19 protein-coding genes are annotated in these 25,100 nt (G+C 37.4%); 1 reads left to right on the top strand and 18 read right to left on the bottom strand.

All coding sequences use genetic code 11. The annotated features are described in order from the left end of the window. Positions 1-11 precede the first annotated feature (11 nt). Both LY28_RS04820 and LY28_RS04815 read right to left on the bottom strand, forming a co-directional pair. The gene (locus tag LY28_RS04820) at positions 12-827 is read right to left on the bottom strand and encodes a cyanophycinase (RefSeq protein WP_110461044.1); all 816 of its coding nucleotides are present in this window, start codon (positions 825-827) and stop codon (positions 12-14) included. Positions 828-872: 45 nt separating this feature from the next. After that, the gene (locus tag LY28_RS04815) at positions 873-1,130 is read right to left on the bottom strand and encodes a hypothetical protein (RefSeq protein ID WP_110461043.1); all 258 of its coding nucleotides are present in this window, start codon (positions 1,128-1,130) and stop codon (positions 873-875) included. A gap of 356 nt (positions 1,131-1,486) precedes the next feature. On the opposite strand from LY28_RS04815, the gene LY28_RS04810 reads away from it, so the two are divergent. After that, a complete protein-coding gene (locus LY28_RS04810) occupies positions 1,487-2,515 on the top strand; it encodes an SAM-dependent methyltransferase (RefSeq protein ID WP_110461042.1) in 1,029 nt (342 codons plus the stop codon). A gap of 145 nt (positions 2,516-2,660) precedes the next feature. On the opposite strand, the gene LY28_RS04805 is transcribed toward LY28_RS04810, so the two are convergent. The 16 genes from LY28_RS04805 to LY28_RS04730 form a co-directional block, all read right to left on the bottom strand. Continuing rightward, the gene (locus LY28_RS04805; protein WP_110461041.1) at positions 2,661-3,257 is read right to left on the bottom strand and encodes a hypothetical protein; all 597 of its coding nucleotides are present in this window, start codon (positions 3,255-3,257) and stop codon (positions 2,661-2,663) included. Positions 3,258-3,371: 114 nt separating this feature from the next. Continuing rightward, positions 3,372-4,646: a SpoIID/LytB domain-containing protein gene (locus LY28_RS04800; RefSeq protein ID WP_110461040.1), complete on the bottom strand. Its 1,275-nt coding sequence runs from the start codon at positions 4,644-4,646 to the stop codon at positions 3,372-3,374. A gap of 643 nt (positions 4,647-5,289) precedes the next feature. Next, complete coding sequence (locus LY28_RS04795) at positions 5,290-6,348, bottom strand: D-alanyl-lipoteichoic acid biosynthesis protein DltD (protein ID WP_110461039.1); 1,059 nt, start codon at positions 6,346-6,348, stop codon at positions 5,290-5,292. A gap of 18 nt (positions 6,349-6,366) precedes the next feature. Then, positions 6,367-7,833 carry an MBOAT family O-acyltransferase gene (locus LY28_RS04790; RefSeq protein ID WP_110461038.1) on the bottom strand — a complete coding sequence of 489 codons (1,467 nt, stop codon included), beginning with the start codon at positions 7,831-7,833 and terminating at the stop codon, positions 6,367-6,369. Positions 7,834-8,311: 478 nt separating this feature from the next. Further along, a complete protein-coding gene (locus LY28_RS04785) occupies positions 8,312-9,598 on the bottom strand; it encodes a sensor histidine kinase (protein ID WP_110461037.1) in 1,287 nt (428 codons plus the stop codon). A 9-nt stretch (positions 9,599-9,607) separates the two neighbouring features. Beyond that, the gene (locus tag LY28_RS04780) at positions 9,608-10,297 is read right to left on the bottom strand and encodes a response regulator transcription factor (RefSeq protein ID WP_110461036.1); all 690 of its coding nucleotides are present in this window, start codon (positions 10,295-10,297) and stop codon (positions 9,608-9,610) included. 200 nt (positions 10,298-10,497) lie between these two features. Beyond that, a complete protein-coding gene (locus LY28_RS04775; RefSeq protein WP_110461035.1) occupies positions 10,498-12,651 on the bottom strand; it encodes a hypothetical protein in 2,154 nt (717 codons plus the stop codon). 74 nt (positions 12,652-12,725) lie between these two features. Beyond that, entirely contained in the window at positions 12,726-14,852 is a 2,127-nt protein-coding gene (locus tag LY28_RS04770) for an efflux RND transporter permease subunit (RefSeq protein ID WP_165835498.1), read from the bottom strand. A gap of 475 nt (positions 14,853-15,327) precedes the next feature. Then, positions 15,328-16,326: a cobalt transporter CbiM gene (gene cbiM / locus LY28_RS04765; protein ID WP_110461110.1), complete on the bottom strand. Its 999-nt coding sequence runs from the start codon at positions 16,324-16,326 to the stop codon at positions 15,328-15,330. 260 nt (positions 16,327-16,586) lie between these two features. Continuing rightward, positions 16,587-16,766: a hypothetical protein gene (locus LY28_RS04760; protein ID WP_110461033.1), complete on the bottom strand. Its 180-nt coding sequence runs from the start codon at positions 16,764-16,766 to the stop codon at positions 16,587-16,589. Between the two features lie 608 nt (positions 16,767-17,374). After that, complete coding sequence (gene leuB / locus LY28_RS04755; RefSeq protein WP_110461032.1) at positions 17,375-18,451, bottom strand: 3-isopropylmalate dehydrogenase; 1,077 nt, start codon at positions 18,449-18,451, stop codon at positions 17,375-17,377. A gap of 88 nt (positions 18,452-18,539) precedes the next feature. Continuing rightward, positions 18,540-19,028: a 3-isopropylmalate dehydratase small subunit gene (leuD, locus tag LY28_RS04750; RefSeq protein WP_110461031.1), complete on the bottom strand. Its 489-nt coding sequence runs from the start codon at positions 19,026-19,028 to the stop codon at positions 18,540-18,542. Positions 19,029-19,130: 102 nt separating this feature from the next. Continuing rightward, a complete protein-coding gene (gene leuC, locus LY28_RS04745; protein WP_110461030.1) occupies positions 19,131-20,393 on the bottom strand; it encodes a 3-isopropylmalate dehydratase large subunit in 1,263 nt (420 codons plus the stop codon). A 321-nt stretch (positions 20,394-20,714) separates the two neighbouring features. Beyond that, the gene (locus tag LY28_RS04740) at positions 20,715-21,617 is read right to left on the bottom strand and encodes an AraC family transcriptional regulator (protein ID WP_110461029.1); all 903 of its coding nucleotides are present in this window, start codon (positions 21,615-21,617) and stop codon (positions 20,715-20,717) included. Positions 21,618-21,663: 46 nt separating this feature from the next. Beyond that, complete coding sequence (locus tag LY28_RS04735; RefSeq protein ID WP_110461028.1) at positions 21,664-23,040, bottom strand: DEAD/DEAH box helicase; 1,377 nt, start codon at positions 23,038-23,040, stop codon at positions 21,664-21,666. A gap of 65 nt (positions 23,041-23,105) precedes the next feature. Continuing rightward, positions 23,106-25,043, bottom strand: a complete 1,938-nt coding sequence (locus tag LY28_RS04730; RefSeq protein ID WP_110461027.1) for an ABC-F family ATP-binding cassette domain-containing protein — start codon at positions 25,041-25,043, stop codon at positions 23,106-23,108. Positions 25,044-25,100 lie beyond the last annotated feature (57 nt).

Genomic DNA, 25,100 nt, shown 5'->3' with positions numbered 1-25,100 from the left:
ACCTCCTAAGATTAGATAACTCTAGTTTTTTTTACTGTTCTGTTGATTAAATCAAATCCGAAGCCACAAGGCAGGACATGGATTGTAACATTTGATAATGCTATCATTTCCTCCGGATTAAGCTCTGAAACATTAGATTTTTTTATAGTAGTTCCATCAATTACAGTAACACAGTTTGTGCCGACTACTTCGAAAGAAGCATTAGACTGTACCTTAATTGCCGTATCCTCATCTATCCCTATACCCAATATTGAAGGATTCTGGGCAACTCCTACAAGAAGTCTGCCTAACCTCCCCCTCTGTTCGAAATGCTGGTCAATTATTACTTGATTAAGAAGCCCCAATCCGGGAGACATCCCTAATGTACATTTTCTGGCAGCTGAATTACTGTTTCCGTCTACAATCATTGTGCTGCTCATTGCCGATGCACCTGCGCTCGTCCCAATAATAGGAACCCCGTGCATATAAGCCTCCAATAGCCCCTTAAATGCTTTTGTTCCGCCCAATATACTCGTAATCCGCAGCTGGTCTCCTCCAGTAAAAAAAATACCTGCCGCACCTGATATTAGTTGTGCCACAGAGTCTTCATTTGCATCATTTCTATTATCAATATTTAAAATATCAAGCTTTTTGACTCCCAGACGTGTGAATACTGTCCTGTATTCTTCTCCTACCTCTTGCGGTTTCTGCGTCGCAGTGGTTAAAACAATTATTTTTGACTCAGCACCTCCGCACATTTCAATCGCATGCTTTAATACCGAGCTTTGCCCCCACTTGTCCTCTGCTCCCCCGATTATTAAAAGGTTACCATTCACCAATTCACTCATTATTCCCTCCAGCATATCCCGGAGCCATACCGGTTACTATTATTGTTAAATTCCGGGCATAATTCTGGCATTTAAGGCCAATCCCACTCCCATAAGAACAATCGAAGATACAACAAGGTAAATTCCGATTCTGCTCCTATTATTCTTTGTAGCAAGGATACCGCAAATTACACCCATCATCCCAAAAACAAACGGAAATATAAACAATGCTAAAACAGCAGATGTCCAGCCTGTCAAAAGTAATAATGTCTTTTTAATGCTTTCACTGGCACTCAGTCCCAAAATATTTTGAATATTATTCATAATACCCTCCACGCCCAGTTCGGGCATAAATTTTTAGTAAGGCTTTCGTGGCGGTACGCTCTTTATTATTATGCTACCGCATTTTTGCCAGTATCACCGGCGACACAAATCCACAAAAAGCCGCTCGCTGCTTTTTGATATGCGAAGAGAACAATGAATGCACAAAATATAAACTTCGCATTTTTCAAACCAGCCTCAATTTGCATATATTAATTTTTTTTGCTACCATTGCGTATTATTTACATATTATAAAATTTATATTCAACTTTTATTAGTATCTGGATTTAGATATAATAATTGTATTAAAATTAAATTTTTTACTATGTTTTGTACCCAAATCAGGCGTGGAGGTTTATATGCAAAAAAACACCGAGAAATTACATAATATAACTAGGATTCTGCTTAATCCGGAGGATAATTATCCGGAGTTGACCAAAGCGATTGATGCCTTATATTCACTATTTTTGAGCACATCCGGGTTAGATGCGGATGACGATAAAAACAGGGAGGATGTATATCTTGCAAAAGGAAAAGCGATAGGTGCCACATGGGCTGCCATGTGTGTGAAAGAAATACTGAGAACCAAATATTTCATAAGAGGGCTTTACTCAGCAATAAAAGCTGCCCGGGAAAAATTCCCCGACACCCGCATACACATATTGTACGCAGGCACAGGCCCGTTTGCCACGATTGCTATGCCAATGACTACTGTCTTTACAAGCGAAGAAATCAGCTTTACCCTCCTTGAAATAAACCCGGAAAGCATAAGGTTTCTAAAAAGCAATATTGCCGCCTTCCAAGCGAAGGACTATGTAAATAAGATTGTGCAGTGCGATGCTACAACTTATCAGGCTGACAAGCTTAATCCGATACATATAGTTCTGACTGAAACCATGCAGAATGCCTTGCAAAAAGAGCCTCATGTTTCAATAGCCTTGAATCTTGTTTCTCAAATGCTGCCCGAGGGCATCCTGCTTCCTCAAAATATTAAAATAGACGCAGTATTAATGAGTCCTTCAAGGGTTATGAAAAGGCTTGCCGATCCCTGCTCCGGCAGGCAAAAATACTATCACCCGCTAAAAACAATATTTGAGCTGAATAAATCAACCTTCTCAGCCTGTGCTGTCAAGAATGCACCAGACGGCTCATGTGAATTCCCCGAGGTTATTGCAGAATTACCTTCTGATATAGACAGCGAATATAACGACTTAAATTTATTAACATATATTCAAGTATTTGGTGATATTGAATTAACTGACTACCAGTGCTCTCTGAATCTGCCTAAAAGATTGATATCCTTAAAGCAGAGCCGGATTCCGTCAGATAAGATAAGCTTTCAATATGTTATAAGCGAAAATCCCGGTTTCCGGTATAAATTTGTATAAATATGCAAAGCTTCTTTGTTATTTGCTATTCAAACAGTATTATAATTAATTATATATCGGGTACAAAGCTTTGCAGAAGTTCGAGACTAACTTGAATCGGGAGCTTGATAAATTGGTGGTTTGAATAAAATTTTAGTTTATGGAATTATGTACCAGAGCTTAATTTAAAACTCTTTGCTATATTTAGAATATTACTTTCATCAATAAATTTAGTATTAAAGAAGATTTCATAAACAACTTCTTTATCTTTTACGAAGAATACATATATCCAATTTTCGCTATTACTATCTCCTGAAACAGCTGGTTCCGTGCTAACTACATGCATTTCTTGTGTTTCAGTAAAGAAGCCTGTTAATTTTTTTGAATCAATAATTTCAGTATGATTAGGAAGCAAGCTACTTACAGGCTCTTCTACATCCTTATAGTATGGCTGAATATATATTCCCCCAATTTGGACATTATCTTTTTTTAGATTCAAAATATCACTATTAACTTCTTCATAAGACCAGCTTTTAGGAATAGATACTGAATAGCTGCTAGTTTCTATTTTTTTGTCAAGTAGTAATTCAATTGATTTATTAGTACTCCCAGCATCTGTTTGCTGCGTAGCAGTACTATTTTCATCATTATATTGAGTACTACCTGCTTGCTGGTTAGAATTGCCATTAGAAACCTTTTCTCCGCAAGAAGTAGTCAGAACCAATAAAAAAAACATACTTAAAATTACTATTAATTTTCTCATAAAACCTCCAAATTAAATCCTACTACTATTTGTTGGAGAGAAAAATTGCATTCTAATATAGCGTATGCAATTTTCTCTTCAATATTTTTAATTTTAAATTAAATACAATAAAAGTTATGGATAATTTACATTAAAAATTTTAATATCTCCTGAAGATTTGTCTGAATAGCTATAATAATATCTTAAAATAGATATAGCATTAGAGTATCCACCAGTTGTCGCAAGATACTGTGTTCCATATTGGGAGAGTACTCCACCATACTGTGTACCTGGACTTCCTGATGTTCCGGCTCTGTATTGTGCGTTAAAAATATTATCACTAGAACTTCTAATACATATAGATGTTTCAAGAATAGCGGCATTGTTACAATTAGGAGCTAGAGTATGCGAATTATACTCATACCTTTGATCTGATACTGTATCAACTACATCTGCTCCATATGTTGATGCAGGTGTCTTAGGATGTAAAATATTATACCAACCATATTCTTTAACAGCTAACGCACAAGCACAAAGAGCTTTTATGTCCCAAGAATCATAAACCTCAACAGGTAAACAGTCACTAACATATTCAACATCAAAAGATGGGTATGTTGTTGTGTGATAATACGGGTCTGCTTTACCTGTTAACGATGAATTACCATACATATGATACACAGCAATTATTGCTGGTTCTTGTAAAGTAAAGGATGACACAGAACTACTTTGAACAGCACTTACCTCAAGTATTTTAGCATTAGTGCTGGTTTCTGAGACTTTCTTGTTTGTAGATAATAATGCCCCTTTTTTATTAATGATATTGCCTTTATACTTCTCTTGTATAACTTTCAATGATGATGTTTCATCATCGCTATTAAAACCGTATCCTTTAGGGCGTAGAACTTCAAGAGGGGCATCTCCATTAAAAACTATTTTCCATTTATCATTTTCTTTTCCTACTAAAATTATGTTATAGTTAACTCCATTCAAAAAGTACTTGCTTTCTTTTTTTACTTTATATGTAGTACCAACTAAAAAGGAATAGACATCACCGTATTTTAATGTGTAACTTTCTAAATCAACAATACCTGTTAAAGCTGCTTTTGGAAGTGCTTTAATTTCCTTTATTGATGCAGATTGCACACTTAATATTCCGATGCTGGATTGCTGGTTATCAGTATTAAGTAAAAAATCCTTTAAACTATCCTTGTATTCATCTAGTTGCAATTCAGAATATGTGCCCCAGTCTTTATTGTTTATAGATTGAACCATTTGGTATATTATACTTTGTGCGACATCTGAGTTTATATCTATATCAGAATCAGTAGCAAAAACAAAACTAGACATGAGTAATGTGCAACAAAGTACTAATAATAAAGTAATAATAATATACTTCTTTTGTTTATTCATAGATTTTAATCCTCCAATTATTTTCAGAATGCATCCAATCAAATAATCATATCATCAATAATAAAGAGAATCAACTATTTTTTTACATTTAATTAAATTTTTGGTATACTTAGTCAAGTAGACTTACATTTTACAGGGTAATGCCATCTCAAAATCAAACACAACCAATTCAGTAGCTAACCAAAGTGATTGATGACTTATATTCACTATTTTTAAGCACATCCGAGTTAGATGCTGATGAATATAAAAAAACAGGGAGGATATATATCTTTCAAAAGGAAAAGCGGTGCCACATGGGCCGCTATGTGTGTGAAAGAGATACTGAAAATCAAATAGTTCATAAGGGGGGCTTTACTCAGCAAAAGCTGTCCAAAAAAACTCACCAACACCCGCATACACATATTGTACTCAGGCACAGACCCGTTTGCCACGATTGCTATGCCAATGATTACTGCCTTTACACGTAAAGGAATCAGCTTTACCTTCCTTGAAATAAACCCGATAATAATACAGTTTCTGAAAATAAATATTGAGCAATATTATATATAAGGTACAAAGCCTTGCAGAAGTTCGAGAAATCCATGTAATTTATGGATTTCTCAGACTCTGTAAGCTTTTATCTTTCACAATCAAATGGTACTTTTTAGTTCAAATATTTTTTTATTACCGGAATCAGCAAATTATCAAGAAATTCCGAACCATTTTTATTAAGATGATTACTATCAAAGAAAAACTCATTTTTAAAATTACCTTCTTTAATATTCATACTATTATAATCTATATATTCAAGTCCAAATTTCTTTGCAATATTCATTATTTTACTGCTATATTTTTTATAATCTTTGATATAGTCCATTGAAGGTTTGGGTAGTGGCGCAGTTATCACTAACACCTTAATATTATTATCGTTACATAACTTTATAGTCTTCTTAAAATATTCAATTTGAGTTTCATTCCATTTAAAGTACAATCCTGCTTTTTCAAATGGATTATTTTCAAATAACTTTTCATTATTTACGACCTCATCACTTTGAAAGTACCCATTTTGGTGGTATGTAAAATCAGCATATTTAATATGCTTAGACGGGGAAGAAGGTTTAATAATCCTTCCGGTTAAAACATTTTTAATTGTAGGGAAAAAACTATCTCTATACTTATATGTTCTAGACAAAGCTTCTGCTAAAAAGGAAGAAAAATTTCTATTGTCATATATACTTGCCAATAATTGTGATCTAGTATCAAATCCTTTAATATAGTCATATACAAAGTATGCAGTTGTCGTGTTGTCGTCAATGCCAAATACCCTCCAGTATGCTTCATATACCAATAGCTTAGGCTTTTGATTTTTTAAAACTTCCTTTAATGCATAATATCCGACTAAGGGTGTTTGTTCTGAACTTGATAGGTTAAAGGACTTTATATTTAAATTATTATCAAAGGTTTCTGTATCAAAAGCGAACCTTGCATGTGAAGATCCCAAAAATATCACATCAATAGAATTCGGCTCACTTTTATAGAAGTCATCCCACATTAATGAATTCATATTGGGAGTATCAAAATGATCATAATAGCTTAAAACCTCACCTATTACAAAGTCAAAAGCAAAAAAAAAGAAAACAAAAGTGATGCACAATAAAAAGTTTTTATGCTTTAGTAATAGCCCTCTTTTTAACAAATTATTTAACTGCATTTCTTTATTCATTTAAGTAACCCTCTCTATTTAAAACTGAAAATAAATAAACTGTGCTTTAGAAAACTGCCCCAAAATAATAACTGCAAATATTCCAGCATAGTATATTAACCAACATATATGAGGGAATCTCTTATCAATGGTCTCACGTATTACAACATTACGTTGTAGCAATTCTATTATTATCAAAAATAGAATTAAAACAAATGATAAAATAAGGCCTTCATTATTAAATGCCTGTATTCCTTCAGCCACCTTTATAACAGCTTCAAAATTACGTATATCAAAAATTCCAACAAACATGTTCCTTATGATATATATGGCTTGTCTAATATTTGCCGCTCTAAAAAATATCCATGCGAACATTGTAAGCGAAAATGTAAATACAATTTGAATAGATTTATGAATATTAGGGACCTTCTCTAATTTTGTAAATACTAAAATTTTATTTCTAATATTCCTTGTCATTAATGAAATTATTTGATAAATCCCATTTAGTGCTCCCCAAATAATATATGTCCAATTTGCACCGTGCCAAAGTCCGCTAAGCATAAATGTAATAAATAAATTAAAGTACCTGCGTGGTGCAGAGCACCTGTTTCCACCCAAAGGAATATAAACGTAATCTTTAAACCATGTAGAAAGTGAAATATGCCACCTTCTCCAAAACTCAGCTATAGACTTAGATAAATATGGTCTGTTAAAATTGGTCATTAAGTTAAAGCCCATAACTTTAGCTGCTCCAATGGCAATATCCGAATAACCGGAGAAATCACAATAAATTTGAAAGGCAAAGAAGAATGTAGCAGAAATAAGAGGCATTCCGTAATAATTTTCAGGATTTCCGTAAATTTGGTTAACAAACAATGCCAATCTATCTGCAATAACAACTTTCTTAATCATTCCCCATAACATCATTTTTAAGCCATCAGCTACTCTGCTGATTTCAAAATAATGTCTTTCATGGAATTGAGTCAAAAGATTCTGAGGCCTTTCTATAGGTCCGGCAACAAGCTGAGGGTAAAACATAACAAATAAGGCATAAATGCCAAAATTTCTTTCTGCCTTTTGCTTACCCTTATATACTTCAATTATATAACTTAAACTTTGAAAAGTATGGAACGACAATCCTATCGGTAAAATTATTTTTAAACTTTCGATTGGATAATTCCAATGAAAAAAGTCCGCGACCTTAACTATATTTGAATTGAAAAAATTAAAATATTTAAATACAAACAGTATTCCTATATTTGATAAGATACTTATTATTAAAAATAATTTTCTTTTTTCTCCATCTATTTTTTCTAATGCAATTCCCACAAAAAAATCTATAAAAATTGTAAAAGCTAAAATAAATATATACTTTGGAACAAATGCCATGTAAAAGATACAACTACTAGTTAAAAGCATGAACCATCTAAATTTATGTGGTAAAATAAAATACAATATTGTTACAATTGGGAAAAATATCAAAAACTTAAATGAATTAAATAACATTTTGCTTTCCTTTCATTTTTTTCAAATTAACATTATTATTTTAATGACATAAAAGATACTTGTCAAGATAATATACAACGTATCTATTCGAAATAAAGCAAGGTTTATAAATCTTGCAGCTAATATTTACAACAGTTTAAATGGGAATATCGCTGGAAGAATTCATTTACATTTTGGACAAACAAATTTTTAACTGGCAATCCAAGATATATATTTCAGATGCTACAAATGCTATATGTCTATTTTACTAGCTTATGAATATGTTATGAGGTGGAAGGAAAATACCGATATTTATGTTTATAGGTAATAATACAAATAGGGAGTGTGAAGTATGATAAAAATAATTAGAATCTTTATTGCAGTATGCATTTTAGGAATTGTAGCAGGTTTCTCTTTGCAACAAAAAGACGATATTCAAAGCTACATTGGAAAAACATTTAAATATAAAACTACCAAACCTGTAGATAAAACTGTTCCTTCAGTGAAAACAGATTGGCAGGGAGAATCGAACCGTCAGCCCTCCAAACTGATTGCTTTCTGCCCAGATATCACCGCCATGCGTATTTATGATTTCCTTGCATATGGCTAAGCCCAATCCTGCTACCGAGCGGCCCGCATCTGAAGTGTACAGGGGTTCAAAAATCTGGGACATCAGATTTTTCTCCACACCTGTTCCATTATCTGCAACAGAAAAAATAACGGTATTCTTTTCCTGCCTGCACCCCACAAATATTCTTTTAGCTTCGCCGGAAAAATGCTTCAGGCTGTTACCGATTATATTGCCAAATACTCTGCGCAGCTTTGAAATATCAACCTGCAGAGATAACCCGGGACAATGGTTTTCCACTTCCAGCTTAACACCTATATGCGAAAGCTCATCATCATAATCCATAAGGATAGCCTTCATTATCTCATTTACCGTAATCTCCTGCTTTTTAAAGGAGCGTCTGAGATTGCAGCTCAGATAGTCATCAAATTCCTCTATTAAATCTTTAATAACCAAGGATTTCAAATATATATTATCAACATACCGTTCCACACGTTCAGCTGTAAACTTTCCTTTTTTCAATCGTTCCGCATACCCCATGACAGATGTAAGAGGTGTTTTTATATCATGAGATATTGAAGCAATTATACGGTTTTGCTTTTGCCTCTCCTCCTCCAGATTCTCTGTCAGTGCAACAAAGGAGTTCTGAAGCTTTCCTATTTCATCTGCGCGTCGGGTACGCTCTGCCTTATTACAGCCTTGATAATTCACTATATTTCTCTGAAGATTCTCTATAGGTCTTACAAATCTGAAATACAAAACCAAGGACAATGCCAAAGTGATAATAAGTATTATCATAAGCTCAACATAAAACATATTCTTTACAGACGGCAGCCCCAGCACTTCATTTTCCAGCAATGGCTTCGTTGCTCTCAGAAGGTATATCTCATTATTTAATTTAACCGGCTTAACGGATGTAATATAAAGAAATTCAATCCCCCGGAGCTTACTTTCAAAGAATACCTTACCATTCAAATCCTCCAGCCGGAATATAAAATATTCCTTTTCCGAATAGCCATCCAGAATACTTCGATAATCGAGGTTATTACTGATGTCTTGTGCAATTTCATAGGTCTTATTGTCAACCCTGCTCTGCAAGACACTAAAGTCGCTAAAAAAGCTGTCGGAAACAAAAATGCTGAAATAACCGAACAATAGAATAATATTCAGTGCGATAGCACTTGCTATAATTATGATAAACCTGCGGCGCATACTCATAATATACTCTCAGCCTCTTGTCTGTGGTTTTATAAATTTATATCCTATTCCCCAAATAGTTTTTATATACTCATTGTCAGGATCAATTTTTTCTCTCAAATTTTTTATATTAACATTAACTGTTCCAATATCTCCGTAATCAATACCCCAAACAGCGTTAAATATTTGTTCCCTTGCCAGGACATGCCCTGCATTCTCCATCAGAAACTGCAGCAGCTGAAATTCTCTGGTTGAAAGGGCAACCGGCTTACCGCATATATATGTTTCAAAATTATCCCGCCTTATTTCAATATCACCTATGGTAAGCTTTTCCTTACTCTGCCTCTTCTCATGCCTTTGCTCTCTGCGTATATGAGCTTTGACCCTCGCAACCAGTTCTTCCACAACAAAGGGTTTGAAGATATAATCATCCCCGCCCAATTCAAAGCCAAGCATTGCATCTAACGTACGGCTTTTTGCCGTAACAAACAAAATAGGACAGGCTACAATGTCACGAATCCTTTTGCACAGTTCGATTCCATTCATTTCAGGCATCATAATATCCAGAATAATCAAATCAAAATCTCTGTTATTTTCTATTACCTGCAGTGCTTCCAGACCATTTCCGCAAACAGCTGTTTGAAGGTTTTCATCCTCCAGCGCATCTGAAATCAGCTCTGCAATAGCCTTATCATCATCAACAATTAATATTTTTTCCATATAATCATCTTCCGTTGACTTTTTTTTAATTTTATCATACTTTTTGATTAACCTCTACGTCTTTAACCCTTTTGTTCCTTTCCTGCTCCTTATATGCTTAACTCAGCCTTCACAGTTGAAAATTATAGGCATTTAAATTTATCACCGGAAGGTTGAGCTATTAATAGCTGCATGAATCAGCTAGCGAATATGCTATAAAATTATGCAAATAAAGAGGTTATTTTATTCCACAGTTCTTCGAATACATTGGCTATTCTGCCTGCAAAGCCAGTTTTATCCTTCGCTGTCTCCATATCCCTAATGCTTTTACTGTCATCTATGCTTATTTCATGCGTGCGCATAATTATTTGCAAGGTCTGAGGAGACGGGTTCCTTGCCGATGTGAAGGAAATCGGTGCTGCTTCGGCATCCATTTTCAGAAGGTTGCTGTCATCCTCCACTTCATCCAGCTTGTCATCAACAGTGCTCTTAATTTTATCACCGGCATTTTTTACGGTTGACGTTGCTTTTATACCCGACATACTGTCTTGAAGCAAGTCAATCAAACCATTAAGGCTTTGACGGGTGCCTTCGTCAAAATCACCGCCGCCGGCCTTCAAGGTATCTTCAACAGAAGATAGCAGTATCTTAGTATCGGTTAATCCGGTATTAAGCCTGTCGAATAATTTTTCGGTATCCTGAAGGGCTGTATCCGTACCACTCTGATACTTATTCATGGTAGCGTTCAGCGCGGTTATTTTATCCAGCAGCTCATTGCTTTTATCTGAAAAGCTCTTGGTTGTATCCCCTATTTCGTCCAGCTGCTTTATCAAGCTCTGAGCAGTGCCTATACCGGCATCTATTGAATCTACATACTTACTTCCCAAGGCACATGCCTCCTGTGCCGTATCCACCAAAGCCCCAGCCTTGCCGGACATCTCACCCAGCTCCTTTATAAGCATGTTTGTTGCGGCTGTTGTATATGATAAATCCACAAGCGTAGGCTCAATCGAGGCAATTATGCCTTTTAATTCGCCGTTCAGAATTGCCGCTGTTGTATCCTTATAGTATGCAGATGCAGCATCAAGCTGAGCAGGCATAGCCTTCATAGCAGTATCAAGTGCTGCCAGATCCTTTTCCAGTGCGGACAATCTTGTATTCATAAGCATCATTGCCGTATCCATTGCTTTTTTGTCATTCTCTGATATATCTATGGTATCATTGATTTTATTTAGCAGCTCTTTTGTATCACTTTTGTAACCTTTTACCGTACTTAAATTCTTGTATAATTCATCTGTACTGCTTTGAATCTTACTGATTGACTTTGAAAAGGAATTTGTATAGGTTTTTATACTGCCTAAGGTGTCAACCATTGCATTAACATCCGAATTAACATCCCTTACGAGCTTTTGTCCGTTCTGCAAGTGAGGAATCAGCACACTTATCTGCTTTGTTATATTCGTAATATCTTCAAGAGCTTTATCTGCATCGGTATATACCCCCTCCTTTGAAGAGCTGACCTTGCCCCGTGCGCTTTGTAATGACGAAAGACCTGATTTTATCTGATTTAAGCCATCTGATGTATTTTGAATACTGTCTAATATTTCATTTAAGCCAGCATAAAGAGCATCGCCGGAATCTCCCACAGTGTCCTTGGCTTCTTTAAAATCTTTTATTTTCTTAAGCTGTTCTAAGGTTCCCGGCATCATAGTTATCATAATTCCTGATGATTCAAAGCTTTTTGTACCTATTCTCATTGTAAAATCAGTCTCTTCTCCCGGCAAGGCTGCAAATATTACAGCCTTGTAATTGCCTGCCGACTGCAATTGCGCACCCGGTGCCTCAACACTGGTTGTATCAGCCATATCGAAAATTGATTCAACCGATAGTATCATATTATTCTTCAGGTATTCTCCGGCTTTTTTATTGGGGACAGCTTTTATATTGATTTCAACCAGCCCTGATACTCCTGCAAGCTTATCAGCATTAACCGGAACCCCGTTCAGCTTGTAAGAAATATCAAAATCCCAAGGCAGAACAACCGAGCCTGCTTTTGGCGTACATTCATAGAAAAAACGGTCAGCATTTCCGGAAAGCTTCCAGCTGACAGAATTACTCGAAATGCTCGGCTGAACCTCATTCGACATATTAGTTACTTTTTCATAGGAGCCATAATCGGTAAAGCTGAGATTGCCATTCATACTGCATCCCTTAACAACATTTACCTTCTCTGTTTTACCGTAATAATCCAAATTTACGTATACCGCCTCATCAACAGAAACTCCGGCTTGAGCGGCACTTACCCCACCTGACATCATAGTCAATGCGACAGTACCGGCAAGTATACCTGAAAACAACCTTTTTATTAATTTCATTTTTTATTCCTCCTATCCCGAAAACAAGCTTCTTATTATTTACCCGGCTCTTCAACCGATAGTAACTGACTTTTTCAAGAACCTATTGAAATTGATTTTATTTTTTGCAACCGCCGCTCCGACCTTTTTTTTGCATTGCTGATGTGCTTGATTACAGGTTTGTCAAAAATAGTAAGCAATGCCGGAAGCATGAAAACAACAAGCAATATTCCCAGAAATGCGCCTCTTGCAATCAGCTCTCCCATTCCGGCTATCGCTGTTATAGATGATGTCCGGTACAGAATAAAGCCTGCACAGGATAAAATCATGCCGGAGGTCAGGACAGGAGGCGTAGTTTCTGCTATAGCCTCCATTGCGGCTTCTTTTTTATCCGAATGCGAGCGGCTGTCAAGATAATTGCTCAGCATCAGGATAGCATAGTCAACGGTTGCCGCCAGCTGAATACAGCTTACGATTATGTATCCCATATAAACCATGGTATCACCCACTAAATACGGGAAGGCCATATTAATAAAAATAGCGGCTTCAATAGGCAGCAAAACCAGAAGAGCCAACAGAAGGGATCTGAATGCAATCATTACCACAATGGCAACTCCCAGCATTGAAAGCTTATCCACAAAATTATAGTCTTTTGTAATTGTGCTTTTGATTTCCTGCGTGCATGGTGTTGCACCTATTAAATATGAATTTTCCGGATAATATTTTTTTATGAGGGCTTTAATTTCATCCGAGCATTTAAATGCCAAAGCACTTTCATCCTTTGTGTTTATATAAACAAGCATTCTTGCATATTTGTCTGTATGAAGCAAAGCTGTTGTACTTTTGGGTAAAAAGCTTATGGGGATACCTTCCGGCACAGTATTTGCAAGTGATGTGACACTCTTTGCATAGTTTAAATTCTCTATTTCTTCTGAAAGCTGCTTTTCTTTTATGCTTGAAGTATTAGGAATCAATGCCATAAGTAAATTGCTTCTGCCAAACCGGGCATCTATAGCCTGCTCATCCTTATATACCAATGTGCCTTCACTGGAGCCGACAGAACTGTTACCGAAAAGGAAGCTGTTCATATCCTTTGCTATAAAACACGGAACTGCCATAATTACTGCAAGTATTAAAACTCCGTACCTTATTTTGTATGCTCCCTTTGCAAACTTATTAAACGGCGGCATAAAGGGCTTATGGGCTGTTCTTTCAATAAGCCTTGAGCATCTGAGAATAAGTGAAGGCATTAAGAAAATAACTGTCAGCAGGCTTACAAGTATACCCTTTGCCAAACAAACTCCCATATCGAAGCCAATAGAAAATTTCATCAGCGTAAGTGCTATAAAGCCTATAGTCGTTGCCAGCCCGCAATATATAACCGACCTTCCAGACTGCCTCAATGCCCGGGCAATCGCCTCAGCCGGTTCTGTCCCTGCCGCCCTCTCTCTGGTAAAGGAATGCATTAAGAAAATTGAATAATCCATCGCGACAGCCAGCTGCAAAATGGCGGAAACACTTTTTGTCAAAAATGAAATTTCACCCAGAAGAATATTTGTGCCTGTATTTATTATTATCGCAATTCCCATAACCAGTAAAAAAAGTATGGGTTCAAACCATGAGGTTGTGGTGAGCAATAGTATCAGTATAATTACTATAACAGCTATTACTGCAACACTCTTTACCTCCCTGTTCAGATTTTCATTAAGTGATTTATTCTGAATTGCAGAGCCTGTATAATGGCCTTTGTTTCCGCATATTTTTTTTATTTCATCAATCGCCTTTGATGTAACCTTGCTTGAATCTCCTTCATCAAAAATAATGTTCATAACCGAGTGCCCGTCTTTGTAATAATCCTCAATATCCTCTTTGCTTATAAATTCGTTAGCTTGATATACGTCAGCTGTCGTGTCCGCCCATGTTACTATATCAACACCCTTAACAGCCGCAATTTTGTCTTTATACTGCTTAGCCTCATACAGTGTAACATTATCAAGCATAATACGCGCCGACCCGGGATATCCAAACTCCTCCTCCATAATTTCTATTCCCTGCTTTGACTGAACTGTACCCGGCAGGTACTCAGTCAGGTCATAATTGACTTTTACAAATGGGCTGCAAATAATGCTAAGTACCACGAGAATGCCAAATATCATTTCAATAGTTTTTTTATGGTTAACAATTATTCCTACAATACCTTTTGACTTTTCATGTGAATTCATTATTACGTCCATGTGCGGCTCTTTTGCCTAAGACCTTTTAAGCCCCGGCATGGACTCGGTCCCCCCTTTATTCTTTTTTTTATCAAAGTCAATTACTGCCGGCTAAAGCCTCCCGAACTGCGTTAAAAATCAGCTTTAAGCTTAATTTTTCTGAAAAGACGCTATAAAGAGATCGTCTCAAAAGCTTGAACAGTAATTGACTTTAGTCACAGCTTTCTCTGCTTCTGTTGCTCATCTATAATTTTAATTGAATAGAATTAAGAAATAATGGGAGAAAAATTAAGAAAAATTAAGACGGAGAAAAACAAAAACCCCATCGATTATGATGAGGTCAGTTGAAAATTGCAGGTGCCCGGATTTCTCAAGGCAAAAGTAATTGACTTTAGTCAGCTTGCAAATAATTGCATGAATTAGCCGACAAACATATGTATTTGCCAAAAAACAGCTACGGCTGCGACTTTAACGCACTATAAACTTATCGGCCTTTGTCTGCATTATTTTTTTTAATGCCTGCTATAATTTTAAATAAAATAACAAAAATAGCTGCGCCTGCTGCTGCAGATACTATATATCCCGCAATTTCGGGTAAACCGTTTATAGTATAATCCGGCATGACAGCTTCAAAACTAAAGCCGTTTTTCATTCCCTCCGGAATAAAGCCCAAGGTATTGCCTCCGGACACAACGTCTTTTATTTCATCAGCACCCCATTCTCCCCAAGCAGTACCTGTTGCCAAAAGGCCGATTGGCGTCAGCAAAATTAAAGCGGCAACCAAACCGTATACAGCCTTAATTTTCTGCTTTGAGCCTTCATATATCGTCCCGGGTGATACCTTTTTTACAAACGCGAATACTGCAACCGTAAATACTGCTTCAACAATACCTGCAACAAGCAAATGCGGTATTGTCATTGCGGGTATGGACGCCGATAAAGGATACGGGCAATACAGCGGCTGTCCCAAAGCACTTTTAAAAAGTACCGGCTGAATTCCAAACTCGATTGCAGCCAACAATGCAGCAGCATTTATCCCCAGATACGAACCAATTACTATTGCCGCATATTCACCTTTTTCTGATTTCACCCTGTCCTTAATAAACTTATATACAAAATATCCCATAAAAGGAAGAACAAATGCCATATTAAAACAATTTGCACCAAAGGCAAGAATTCCTCCGTCCCCAAACATCAATGCCTGAATAAGCAGTGCGACTGTAACAGATATACAGGCAGAATACGGGCCAAGCAGAATTGCAAGCAGAGTTCCTCCTACCGCATGTCCTGTAGTTCCTCCGGGAAGAGGAACATTAAACATCATCATAAGAAAGGAAAAAGCAGAGCCTATTCCCAACAGCGGAATTCTCACCTTCGAGACTTCCTCCCTTACCTTCCTTACCGCAATTGTCCATACAGGAACCATAGCTGCGCCCATAACCGCACAGGTTGACGGGCTTAAATAATTATCAGGTATATGCATGAAAACTAATCCTTTCATAAAAAATAAAATAAAAACCCAAAAAGAGCCTAAAAATAAGCATCTTTTGGGTTCATCCCAAGGTTGATTCCTGCCGGCTAACCGATAGGAGGATTTCAAGGCAAAAGCCTCCTTGAAATCAGAAAAATTTTGCACAAAGCCTTCATGGCTTAATTTCAAATCTTAATATATCATAGCCTTTTACTTCCGGTCAACCGGTTTTTCATATTAATACGCATTTCTGCCTTAATATCCCTTCCGCCTTACTCATGTGTATGGACATGCTCATGGCTATGCTCAATAACTTCATGCCTAAGAGCTCTGTATAACTCAGCCACAGCTTTGACCTTTTCCTCTGCTGTCATATTTTCAAAAAACTTTTCGTTCTTTACCGTTTCTACCACAATTTCTGTTATAATGCTTTCATAATTTACTCCGCACATTCTTCAGCGCCTCCTTTCACACCTGTCCTCTTCAATACAACTCGCTTTTCATTAAGTAAATTTCCCTTAATTCCAGCCAAAATATACCTTCACTGAAAAAATATATTTAGAAGGCATAACCCTGCTGCCACAAGACTCTATTTTATCACACAACTCAAAAATCAGCCTCAATTTGCTCCTGAAACACAAAAAATCCTCTCTTTTAACAAACCTCAGGCAAATAAAAAACCGCAAAAAGAGCCATATTCTTATAGCATCCCTTCGTGGTTTAATTTTGTAAAAGCTTAATCATTAATCAAGCTAAATCATTATTTGAGTCAATAAAGCCTTCGTGGCTTATATTTTCTAAAAACAATATACCATTTAAGCGAACTTCCGTCAACCGCCTTTTTAATAGTATACCAGAAAAAAGCTTACAGGCTCCATTATATAATAAAAGTCAATCTTCAAACCCAAACTGCACTTAAATCAGCTTTAAAGCTTAATTCCAATGAAAAAGGAGAAGTAAATACCGTTGCAAAAGCTTGAACAGTAATTGACTTTAGTCAATATCTGTCTTATAAAATGGAGCCTGCCATAAAAAACATATATATATTTAGGGATTTTAACTATTTTAAAAGTTCCTCTCTTATAAGCCTTCCCATCTCTCTTGTACCCACAGCAGTTGTTCCGGCTGAGGCTATGTCTCCTGTTCTGCAGCCTTTATCCAGTATGTTGACTACCGCTTTTTCGATAGCAGCAGCTTCTTCCGGTAAATCAAGAGAATACCTAAGCATCATTGCAACAGAAAGTATCGTAGCTATAGGATTTGCTTTGTCCTGCCCTGCTATATCAGGTGCCGAGCCGTGTATAGGCTCATACAGTCCAAGCCTTGCAGCTCCGAGACTCGCCGAGGGCAGCATCCCGATTGAACCTGTTATCATTGAGGCTTCATCAGATAATATATCTCCGAATATATTGCTGGTAAGCACCACATCAAATTGTGCAGGGTTTCTGACAAGCTGCATAGCTGCATTATCCACATACATATGGCTCAGAGCCACTTCAGGATAATCCTTTGCAACCTCTTCAACAACCTGTCTCCAAAATCTTGAGCTTTCCAGAACATTGGCTTTATCAACAGACATCAGCTTTTTCCCGCGCCTCATGGCAGTCTCAAATCCAACCTTAGCTATTCTCTCAACCTCTGTTCTATTGTACATTTCAGTGTCAAAGGCAGCTTCTCCGCCATCAGTTTCAAGTCTGCCCCTCTTGCCGAAATAAATTCCCCCTGTAAGCTCACGGATAACCATTATGTCTATCCCATTGCTTATAATTTCCGATTTCAGCGGTGATGCATCCATTAATGCACTGTATATTATTGCAGGCCTTAAATTGGCATATAACCCTAACGCAGCTCTGATGCCCAGAAGCCCTGCCTCCGGCCTCAGATTTCCCGGTACCGTATCCCACTTAGGACCTCCGACCGCACCCAGCAATACGGCATCACTGCTTTTACAAGCATCTATCGTGGACTGTGGAAGCGGTTCTCCATGCTTGTCTATTGCTATTCCACCAAGATCTGCTTCCGTAAGCTCGAAGCTGTGCCCGTATTTATTCCCGATTGCTTTTAAAACCTCCAAGGACTCCCTGATTATATCAGGACCTATGCCATCTCCCGGCAGTACTGTAATTTTATAATTCACTTTCTCATCTCCATTCCTCATGTCAAGCCGGCTATTCCGGCGAAAACCCTGACAGCTCCTTTTTTAAAGCTGTTTTCAGACATAAATCTTATTTCGTCTTCTTTATATAGTTAATCAGCCCGTCAGCTGAGATAATTTCTTGCATAAATTCAGGAAAAGGCTGACCTTGGTATGCTTTACCCGTTGTTAAATTTTTAATGCTTCCCTTGTCAAAATCAATCTCAACCTCATCACTATCTTTTATATCGATAGCCGCCTCGGGACATTCAATAATAGGAAGCCCTATATTAATTGAATTTCTATAGAATATTCTTGCAAAGGTTTCAGCGATAACACAGGATATACCCGATGCCTTTATAGAAATAGGAGCATGCTCTCTTGATGAGCCGCAGCCAAAATTCTTGCCTGCCACCATTACATCTCCTTTTTTTACCTTTGATATAAAGCCAGCATCCAAATCCTCCATACAATGACTTGCCAGCTCGGCAGGATCTGATGTATTCAAGTATCTTGCAGGTATAATAACATCTGTATCAACATTGTTGCCGTATTTTATAACTTTGCCTTTAGCATTCATATATTTTCCTCCTCACACCTCGTAATTGTTCTCCTAACCTATATTAACGGACACATTTCATATATGCTTTTGCAGATGTGTCCTCTGAAAATAATTCATTGATTAATCCAATTCCTCCGGTCCTGCAATTTTCCCTAAAATTGCCGATGCCGCTGCTATAGCAGGACTCGCCAAATAAACCTCACTTTCGGGGTGTCCCATACGTCCTACAAAATTTCTGTTTGTGGTGGAAACCGCTCTTTCACCTTTAGCCAGAATTCCCATATGTCCTCCAAGACAAGGTCCGCATGTAGGTGTACTCACAGCTGCTCCCGAATCAATAAATATATCAAACAAGCCTTCATTCATTGCCTGCTTCCAAATCTTTTGAGTTGCAGGAATAATAATACATCTTACATCCCCGTGAACCTTCCGGCCCTTTAACACCTCAGCGGCAATTCTCATATCCTCAATTCTTCCGTTCGTACATGAACCGATTACTACCTGATGTATTTTTATATCTCCTACATTGTCTATTGTACGTGCATTTTCAGGAAGGTGGGGGAATGCAACCGTAGGCTTAATCGTGTCCAAATCAATCTCATAAGCTGAACAGTATTCCGCATCTTCATCTGCCTTATAAGCTGTATAGGCTCTTACAGAATGCTCCTTGACATATTCCTCTGTCTTTTCGTCAACCTCAAAGATTCCGTTCTTGGCACCTGCTTCAATAGCCATATTAGCAATGGTAAATCTATCATCCATGGAAAGCTCCCTGCATCCTTCTCCGGTAAATTCCATTGATTTATACAAAGCCCCGTCCACACCTATCATACCTATAATATGGAGAATAACATCTTTTCCTCCAACCCATTTGCGAGGTTTTCCCTTCAACTTAAACTTAATTGCCTCCGGCACCTTGAACCATGCCTCTCCTGTTGCCATTCCTGCTGCCATATCGGTACTTCCTATTCCTGTTGAAAAAGCGCCCAATGCACCATACGTACAGGTATGTGAGTCAGCCCCTATTACTACATCTCCCGGAACTACAAGTCCCTTTTCAGGAAGCAGTGCATGCTCGACACCCATTTGTCCGACTTCGAAGAAGTTTACAATCCCCATTTTTTTTGAAAACTCTCTGCAAATCTTTACCTGCTCGGCAGATTTAATATCCTTGTTTGGTGTAAAATGATCAGGAACTATTGCAATCTTGTTTATGTCAAATACTTTGTCCAGTCCTACCTTGTCAAATTCCTTAATAGCTACCGGCGAGGTTATGTCATTGCCTAAAACCATATCAAGCTTTGCTTTTATAAGTTGTCCCGGCTTCACCGAATTCAGTCCTGCATGAGCTGCAAGAATTTTTTGTGTCATTGTCATTCCCATATATAACGCCTCCTCTTTTTCTTAAAGTATTACACTGATTCATATAAAGGATTTAAGCCATTTATATTTAAAAACCTGCTATCTGTTATCTATAATTCTACGGAAAATTAACAGAGTTCTTAGATTAAGCTTCTGTATTTCCGCTCCGACTCTGGAAATTGTTATCCTGCTCCAATTGTTGTTTTTCTTCACTCTCAAAGACAGAAGAAGCAACGTACAGGAAAAAATAAATGAATCCTAAAAACACTCTTTAGTTTCTTTATGTAACAATTATATATTAATCCTAAAAAGTGTTCTTCCTGTTATTTATCGTTATTTTAATTAATTTTGAATGTTTTTTGACGTATTTCTGTATTGCATTGGAGTCATTTTTATTTGCTTTTTGAATATATCGTTAAATCTCTGCTGATTTGAAAAGCCCACGCTGTGTGCTATATCTGCGACCTTCAGATCGGTTTCTTCAAGCAACTCACAGGACCTCTTGATTCTGATATTCAGAAGATACTGCATGGGACTGAAGCCTGTTTCCTCTTTAAATGCCCTTGTAAAGTAGCTCGGACTCAGAAAAACATATCTTGCAATATCAGTAATGGATATTTCTCTCTCATAATTATTTTGTACAAATTGAATGGCTGATTGCATAAGCTCTTTAATTTTTGGACTTTTATTTTTTATACTGTTTTCCCACTCAGCCTTAAGTGCTCTTGAAATCAGAACAAACAGCTCCATAAGCATAAGATAATCCAGCAAATCACTTCCCAGCTGATCACTTGCTTTTTCTTTCAATATTCTGTTAAGAAGCCCTACAATATCATTTTTCTGGCTTACCTTAAGATTTATAAAGGCACCGGAATCCTTACCGCTCACAAAGTTTATAAAATCAGCCAGAGATGTTTCAGATAAGTCCTTGTGAGCCTTATTCATAAATTTAAAATAAAGCACAATAAAATCGCAGCCATGAGCTGACTTCGCGTTTAACTGGTGATGCTGATGCGGCTTAATTATAACTATATCATTTGCACCTACTTCAACACTTTGACTTCCTATTTCAAATAAGCCCTCACCTGACTTAATGTATACCATCTCAAAGGTTTCATGAATGCTAAGTCTCTTTGTCCAACGTGTATCGCGATAACGCTCAATAGACTTCATACTTGTAACCGGTATAAAGCTTGCCGAGTCCAAAATGCCTTCCCATGCTTTTGGTATAGTTGTTGAATCCATTAGAACTTAACCTCCTTAATTATATAAATGGTGTATTTATGCCGGCTTATTTCGGTTTTCTGAAAATCTTTGGCTTACTGCTTGCTCCACGGTTTGCAGAAAGCTGTTTATCTGACTTATGGATACCTTCTGAATTGTTTCTGCTGTCTGAACTTCCGTAGCCATTTTTTTTGTATCTGCCGTCTGTCTTGCTACGGCTGTTTTTTTTATATCCTGAGCCCGATTCACCGTATGTCCTGCTGTTTAAACCCGAAGAAGCCTTTTTATTTTTTGCATTGCTCTTCTTATACTCCATAATAACGCCATTCTGTATTAATTTAGGTATTATTTTGATGTTAAGCTCCCTTTCATACTGCTTTATAAACTCAATTTCCTTTTCTGTCACAATTGATATTGTCATCCCTGTCTTACCGTTTCTTCCTGTTCTTCCAGCTCTGTGCAGATATTCCATAGTTCTTTCAGGGATATCCAAATTTATTATATGAGTTATTCCTTCAATGTCAAGCCCTCTTGCTGCAATATCCGTAGCAATCAATATCTGAAGCTTACCGGATTTAAAATTATCCATTGTCCTTTTTCTGTCCAGCTTTACATTTGAACCATGCAAGCTGTCAGCATTAATTTTATGGTATTTAAGCTTTCCGGTTACCACCTCAATGTCATAGCCGCTGCCGCAGAATGCTATCGCCTTCTGTGGGTTAATTGCTCTGATAAGCTTTCTAAGCTCCTCAATTTTGTCACGCTGTTCTGCCACAAGGTATATATGCTCAATTGCATCCGGAATCTGCATTTTCGGGGTGCTCCTTATCAATAGCGGTTCCTTCATAAAAAGCCTTGCACGTTCAATTGTACGTGCAGATATACTTGCAGAGCAGATTAATATTTGTCTTTCCTTGAGAGTGGTTTTTACAACTGCTTTTGTTCCTTCAATATAGCTGTCATCCAGCAGTTTGTCAGCTTCATCTATAATAATCGTTTTAATTGTGTGGGCAGAAATTTTCTTTTTTTGAATTAATTCAAGTATCCTGCCTGCTGTTCCAACAATAATATTAGGCTTCTGCTTAAGCTTTTCGACTTGTCTCTGTATGTTAACATCCCCTATTACAGGTGTGGATGTTGCCTTTAATTCTGAATTCTGAGACAGCAGCTCTATCTGTCTCTCTACCTGTATAGCCAGTTCATGAGTTGGTACAAGTATTATCGCCTGCATTTCCTTCTTCTGCGTGTCAATTTTCTCAAAAAGAGGAAGCAGATACGCTAATGTTTTTCCTGTTCCCGTTTCCGACTGAATAATCAAATCCTTATTTCGCTGTGCCTCAGGTATCACCTTTGACTGAATCTCTGTAGGCTCTGTAATATTAACCTTCCTAAGAGCATCAACAAGTGATCTGTTCAGCTCCATAGTTTCAAATAACTGTTCCATTTGTTCTCCTTTTTTCTTGCAAATATCAACGAAAATTGCATTCTAAGCAACAGCCTGACGTATACCTACAAGCTTCCATTTTTGCTCTTTTCAATCCTATCCGCTAATTCATTCAAATAAGTCCAGCGCTCCATTGAGTATTCCAGCTGTTCCTCTAATTGCTGCTGTTTTTTCAACAGCTCCTGAAGTCTCTCAAAATCACTTGATGCTTTATCTATCTCTTTCTTTAATCTATCAAGCTCACACTCCTGCTTCTCTATAATACCGTCAATTTCTTCAAATTCCTTTTGTTCCTTAAACGTGAATTTACGGGGTCTGTCCTTCTGTCCGTGCCTTTCTGACTTGCTTTGAGGAATGCTTTCCTTCCTCTCATCAGCAGACCCTGCAGAAATATTGTCTGACTTTATTTTTCTTGCAGCATATTCACGGTAATCTGAATAGTTTCCTGAATACTTTTCAACAATACCATCACCTTCAAAGGAAAATATCCTTGCTGCAATTCTATCCAAAAAATATCTGTCATGGGAAACCGCTATCACCGCTCCGGGGAATTCATCAAGATAGCTTTCCAATATGGTCAGGGTCTGAATATCCAGATCATTCGTAGGCTCATCCAGTAAAAGTATATTTGGCGCACCCATAAGTATTTTCAGAAGATAAAGTCTTCTTCTTTCTCCTCCGGAGAGCTTTGATAGGGGTGTCCACTGAACAGCCGGAGGGAACAGAAATCTTTCCAGCATTTGTGAAGCACTAATAGTACCGCTTTTTGTTTCAATATTTTCTGCAACCTGCCTGATATAATCTATAACACGAAGGTTAGTATCCATTTCTGCATTCTCTTGAGTGAAAAAACCTATTCTCACGGTATCTCCCACTTCAACCCTGCCCGCATCAGGCTTAATCTCACCTGTAATGGTTCTCAGGAGGGTTGACTTCCCTATTCCATTTGGACCTATTATACCTATCCTGTCATCTCTGAGCAAAATATAGCTAAAATCCCTGATAACAGTATTCTCTCCATAAGACTTTCTTATGTTTTCCAGCTCAATAATTTTTCTGCCCAGCCTTGCAGAACCAACCTGAATTTCAACATTCTCATCCTGCAGGGGAGCATCTATTGCCTGTATTTTTTCAAACCTGTCTATTCTGGCCTTTTGCTTTGTAGAACGGGCTTGAGCACCTCTCCTGATCCATTCCAGCTCATTTCTCAATAAATTCTGACGCTTTCTCTCCGATGCCTGCTCCAACTCTTCACGCTCGGCTTTCATTTCCAGAAACCTGCTGTAGTTTGCCTGATAACTGTAAAGCTTTCCATGATCCAGCTCTATAATTCTATTTGCAACCCTTTCAAGGAAATACCTGTCATGAGTAACCATAAGAAGAGCACCCTTTCTGGCATTCAGATATCTTTCCAGCCAATCTACGGAATCATTATCAATATGGTTGGTAGGTTCATCCAGAATCAGAAGCTCAGTTGGATTTATCAGTGCTCCTGCCATAGCAATCCTCTTCCTTTGACCGCCCGATAAGGCAGCAACATCGGCATTGAAATCCTCTATTCCAAGCTTGGTAAGTATGATCTTTGCTTCACTTTCAATTGACCATGCATTCAGGCTGTCCATTTTATGCATTAGCTCCAATAACCGCTTTTGCAGTTTATCATCATCAGGCTTTTTTTCACTCTCCTTGAGAACAAGCTCATACTCTCGCAAAAGCAGCATAATAGGAGAAACTCCTGTAAAAACCTGTTCCAGCACAGTTGTACCGGCTTCAAACAAAGGACTCTGCTCAAGATAACCTACACTTATACTATTCCCTTTTATTATCCTTCCTGTATCCGTATATTCTAATCCGGCAATAACTTTTAAGAGAGTACTTTTCCCCGTTCCGTTTATCCCTATGAGACCTATTTTGTCTCCTTCATCTATTCCTACAGATATATCATTGAATAATACTTTTTCACTATAGCTTTTTGAAATGCCTTCTGCCGATAAAATATTCAATTTAAAATCCTGCTCATACCCATCTGTTTAAAAATTACCAAAAAATCAGTGATATGA

The organism is Ruminiclostridium sufflavum DSM 19573 (genome assembly GCF_003208175.1).
GTDB lineage: Bacteria > Bacillota > Clostridia > Acetivibrionales > DSM-1351 > Ruminiclostridium > Ruminiclostridium sufflavum.
This window is presented reverse-complemented; position numbering and strand designations above follow the sequence as displayed.

What these genes read in the sequence shown, in the direction of transcription:
- LY28_RS04785 (WP_110461037.1), bottom strand. Translation starts at nt 9,598, where the DNA reads ATGAGTATGCGCCGCAGGTTTATCATAATTATAGCAAGTGCTATCGCA.
- LY28_RS04780 (WP_110461036.1), bottom strand. Translation starts at nt 10,297, where the DNA reads ATGGAAAAAATATTAATTGTTGATGATGATAAGGCTATTGCAGAGCTG.
- LY28_RS04810 (WP_110461042.1), top strand. Translation starts at nt 1,487, where the DNA reads ATGCAAAAAAACACCGAGAAATTACATAATATAACTAGGATTCTGCTT.
- LY28_RS04805 (WP_110461041.1), bottom strand. Translation starts at nt 3,257, where the DNA reads ATGAGAAAATTAATAGTAATTTTAAGTATGTTTTTTTTATTGGTTCTG.
- LY28_RS04770 (WP_165835498.1), bottom strand. Translation starts at nt 14,852, where the DNA reads ATGAATTCACATGAAAAGTCAAAAGGTATTGTAGGAATAATTGTTAAC.
- leuD (WP_110461031.1), bottom strand. Translation starts at nt 19,028, where the DNA reads ATGAATGCTAAAGGCAAAGTTATAAAATACGGCAACAATGTTGATACA.
- leuC (WP_110461030.1), bottom strand. Translation starts at nt 20,393, where the DNA reads ATGGGAATGACAATGACACAAAAAATTCTTGCAGCTCATGCAGGACTG.
- LY28_RS04820 (WP_110461044.1), bottom strand. Translation starts at nt 827, where the DNA reads ATGAGTGAATTGGTGAATGGTAACCTTTTAATAATCGGGGGAGCAGAG.
- cbiM (WP_110461110.1), bottom strand. Translation starts at nt 16,326, where the DNA reads ATGCATATACCTGATAATTATTTAAGCCCGTCAACCTGTGCGGTTATG.
- LY28_RS04735 (WP_110461028.1), bottom strand. Translation starts at nt 23,040, where the DNA reads ATGGAACAGTTATTTGAAACTATGGAGCTGAACAGATCACTTGTTGAT.
- LY28_RS04795 (WP_110461039.1), bottom strand. Translation starts at nt 6,348, where the DNA reads ATGAATAAAGAAATGCAGTTAAATAATTTGTTAAAAAGAGGGCTATTA.
- LY28_RS04760 (WP_110461033.1), bottom strand. Translation starts at nt 16,766, where the DNA reads ATGTGCGGAGTAAATTATGAAAGCATTATAACAGAAATTGTGGTAGAA.
- LY28_RS04790 (WP_110461038.1), bottom strand. Translation starts at nt 7,833, where the DNA reads ATGTTATTTAATTCATTTAAGTTTTTGATATTTTTCCCAATTGTAACA.
- LY28_RS04800 (WP_110461040.1), bottom strand. Translation starts at nt 4,646, where the DNA reads ATGAATAAACAAAAGAAGTATATTATTATTACTTTATTATTAGTACTT.
- LY28_RS04815 (WP_110461043.1), bottom strand. Translation starts at nt 1,130, where the DNA reads ATGAATAATATTCAAAATATTTTGGGACTGAGTGCCAGTGAAAGCATT.
- LY28_RS04775 (WP_110461035.1), bottom strand. Translation starts at nt 12,651, where the DNA reads ATGAAATTAATAAAAAGGTTGTTTTCAGGTATACTTGCCGGTACTGTC.
- LY28_RS04740 (WP_110461029.1), bottom strand. Translation starts at nt 21,617, where the DNA reads ATGGATTCAACAACTATACCAAAAGCATGGGAAGGCATTTTGGACTCG.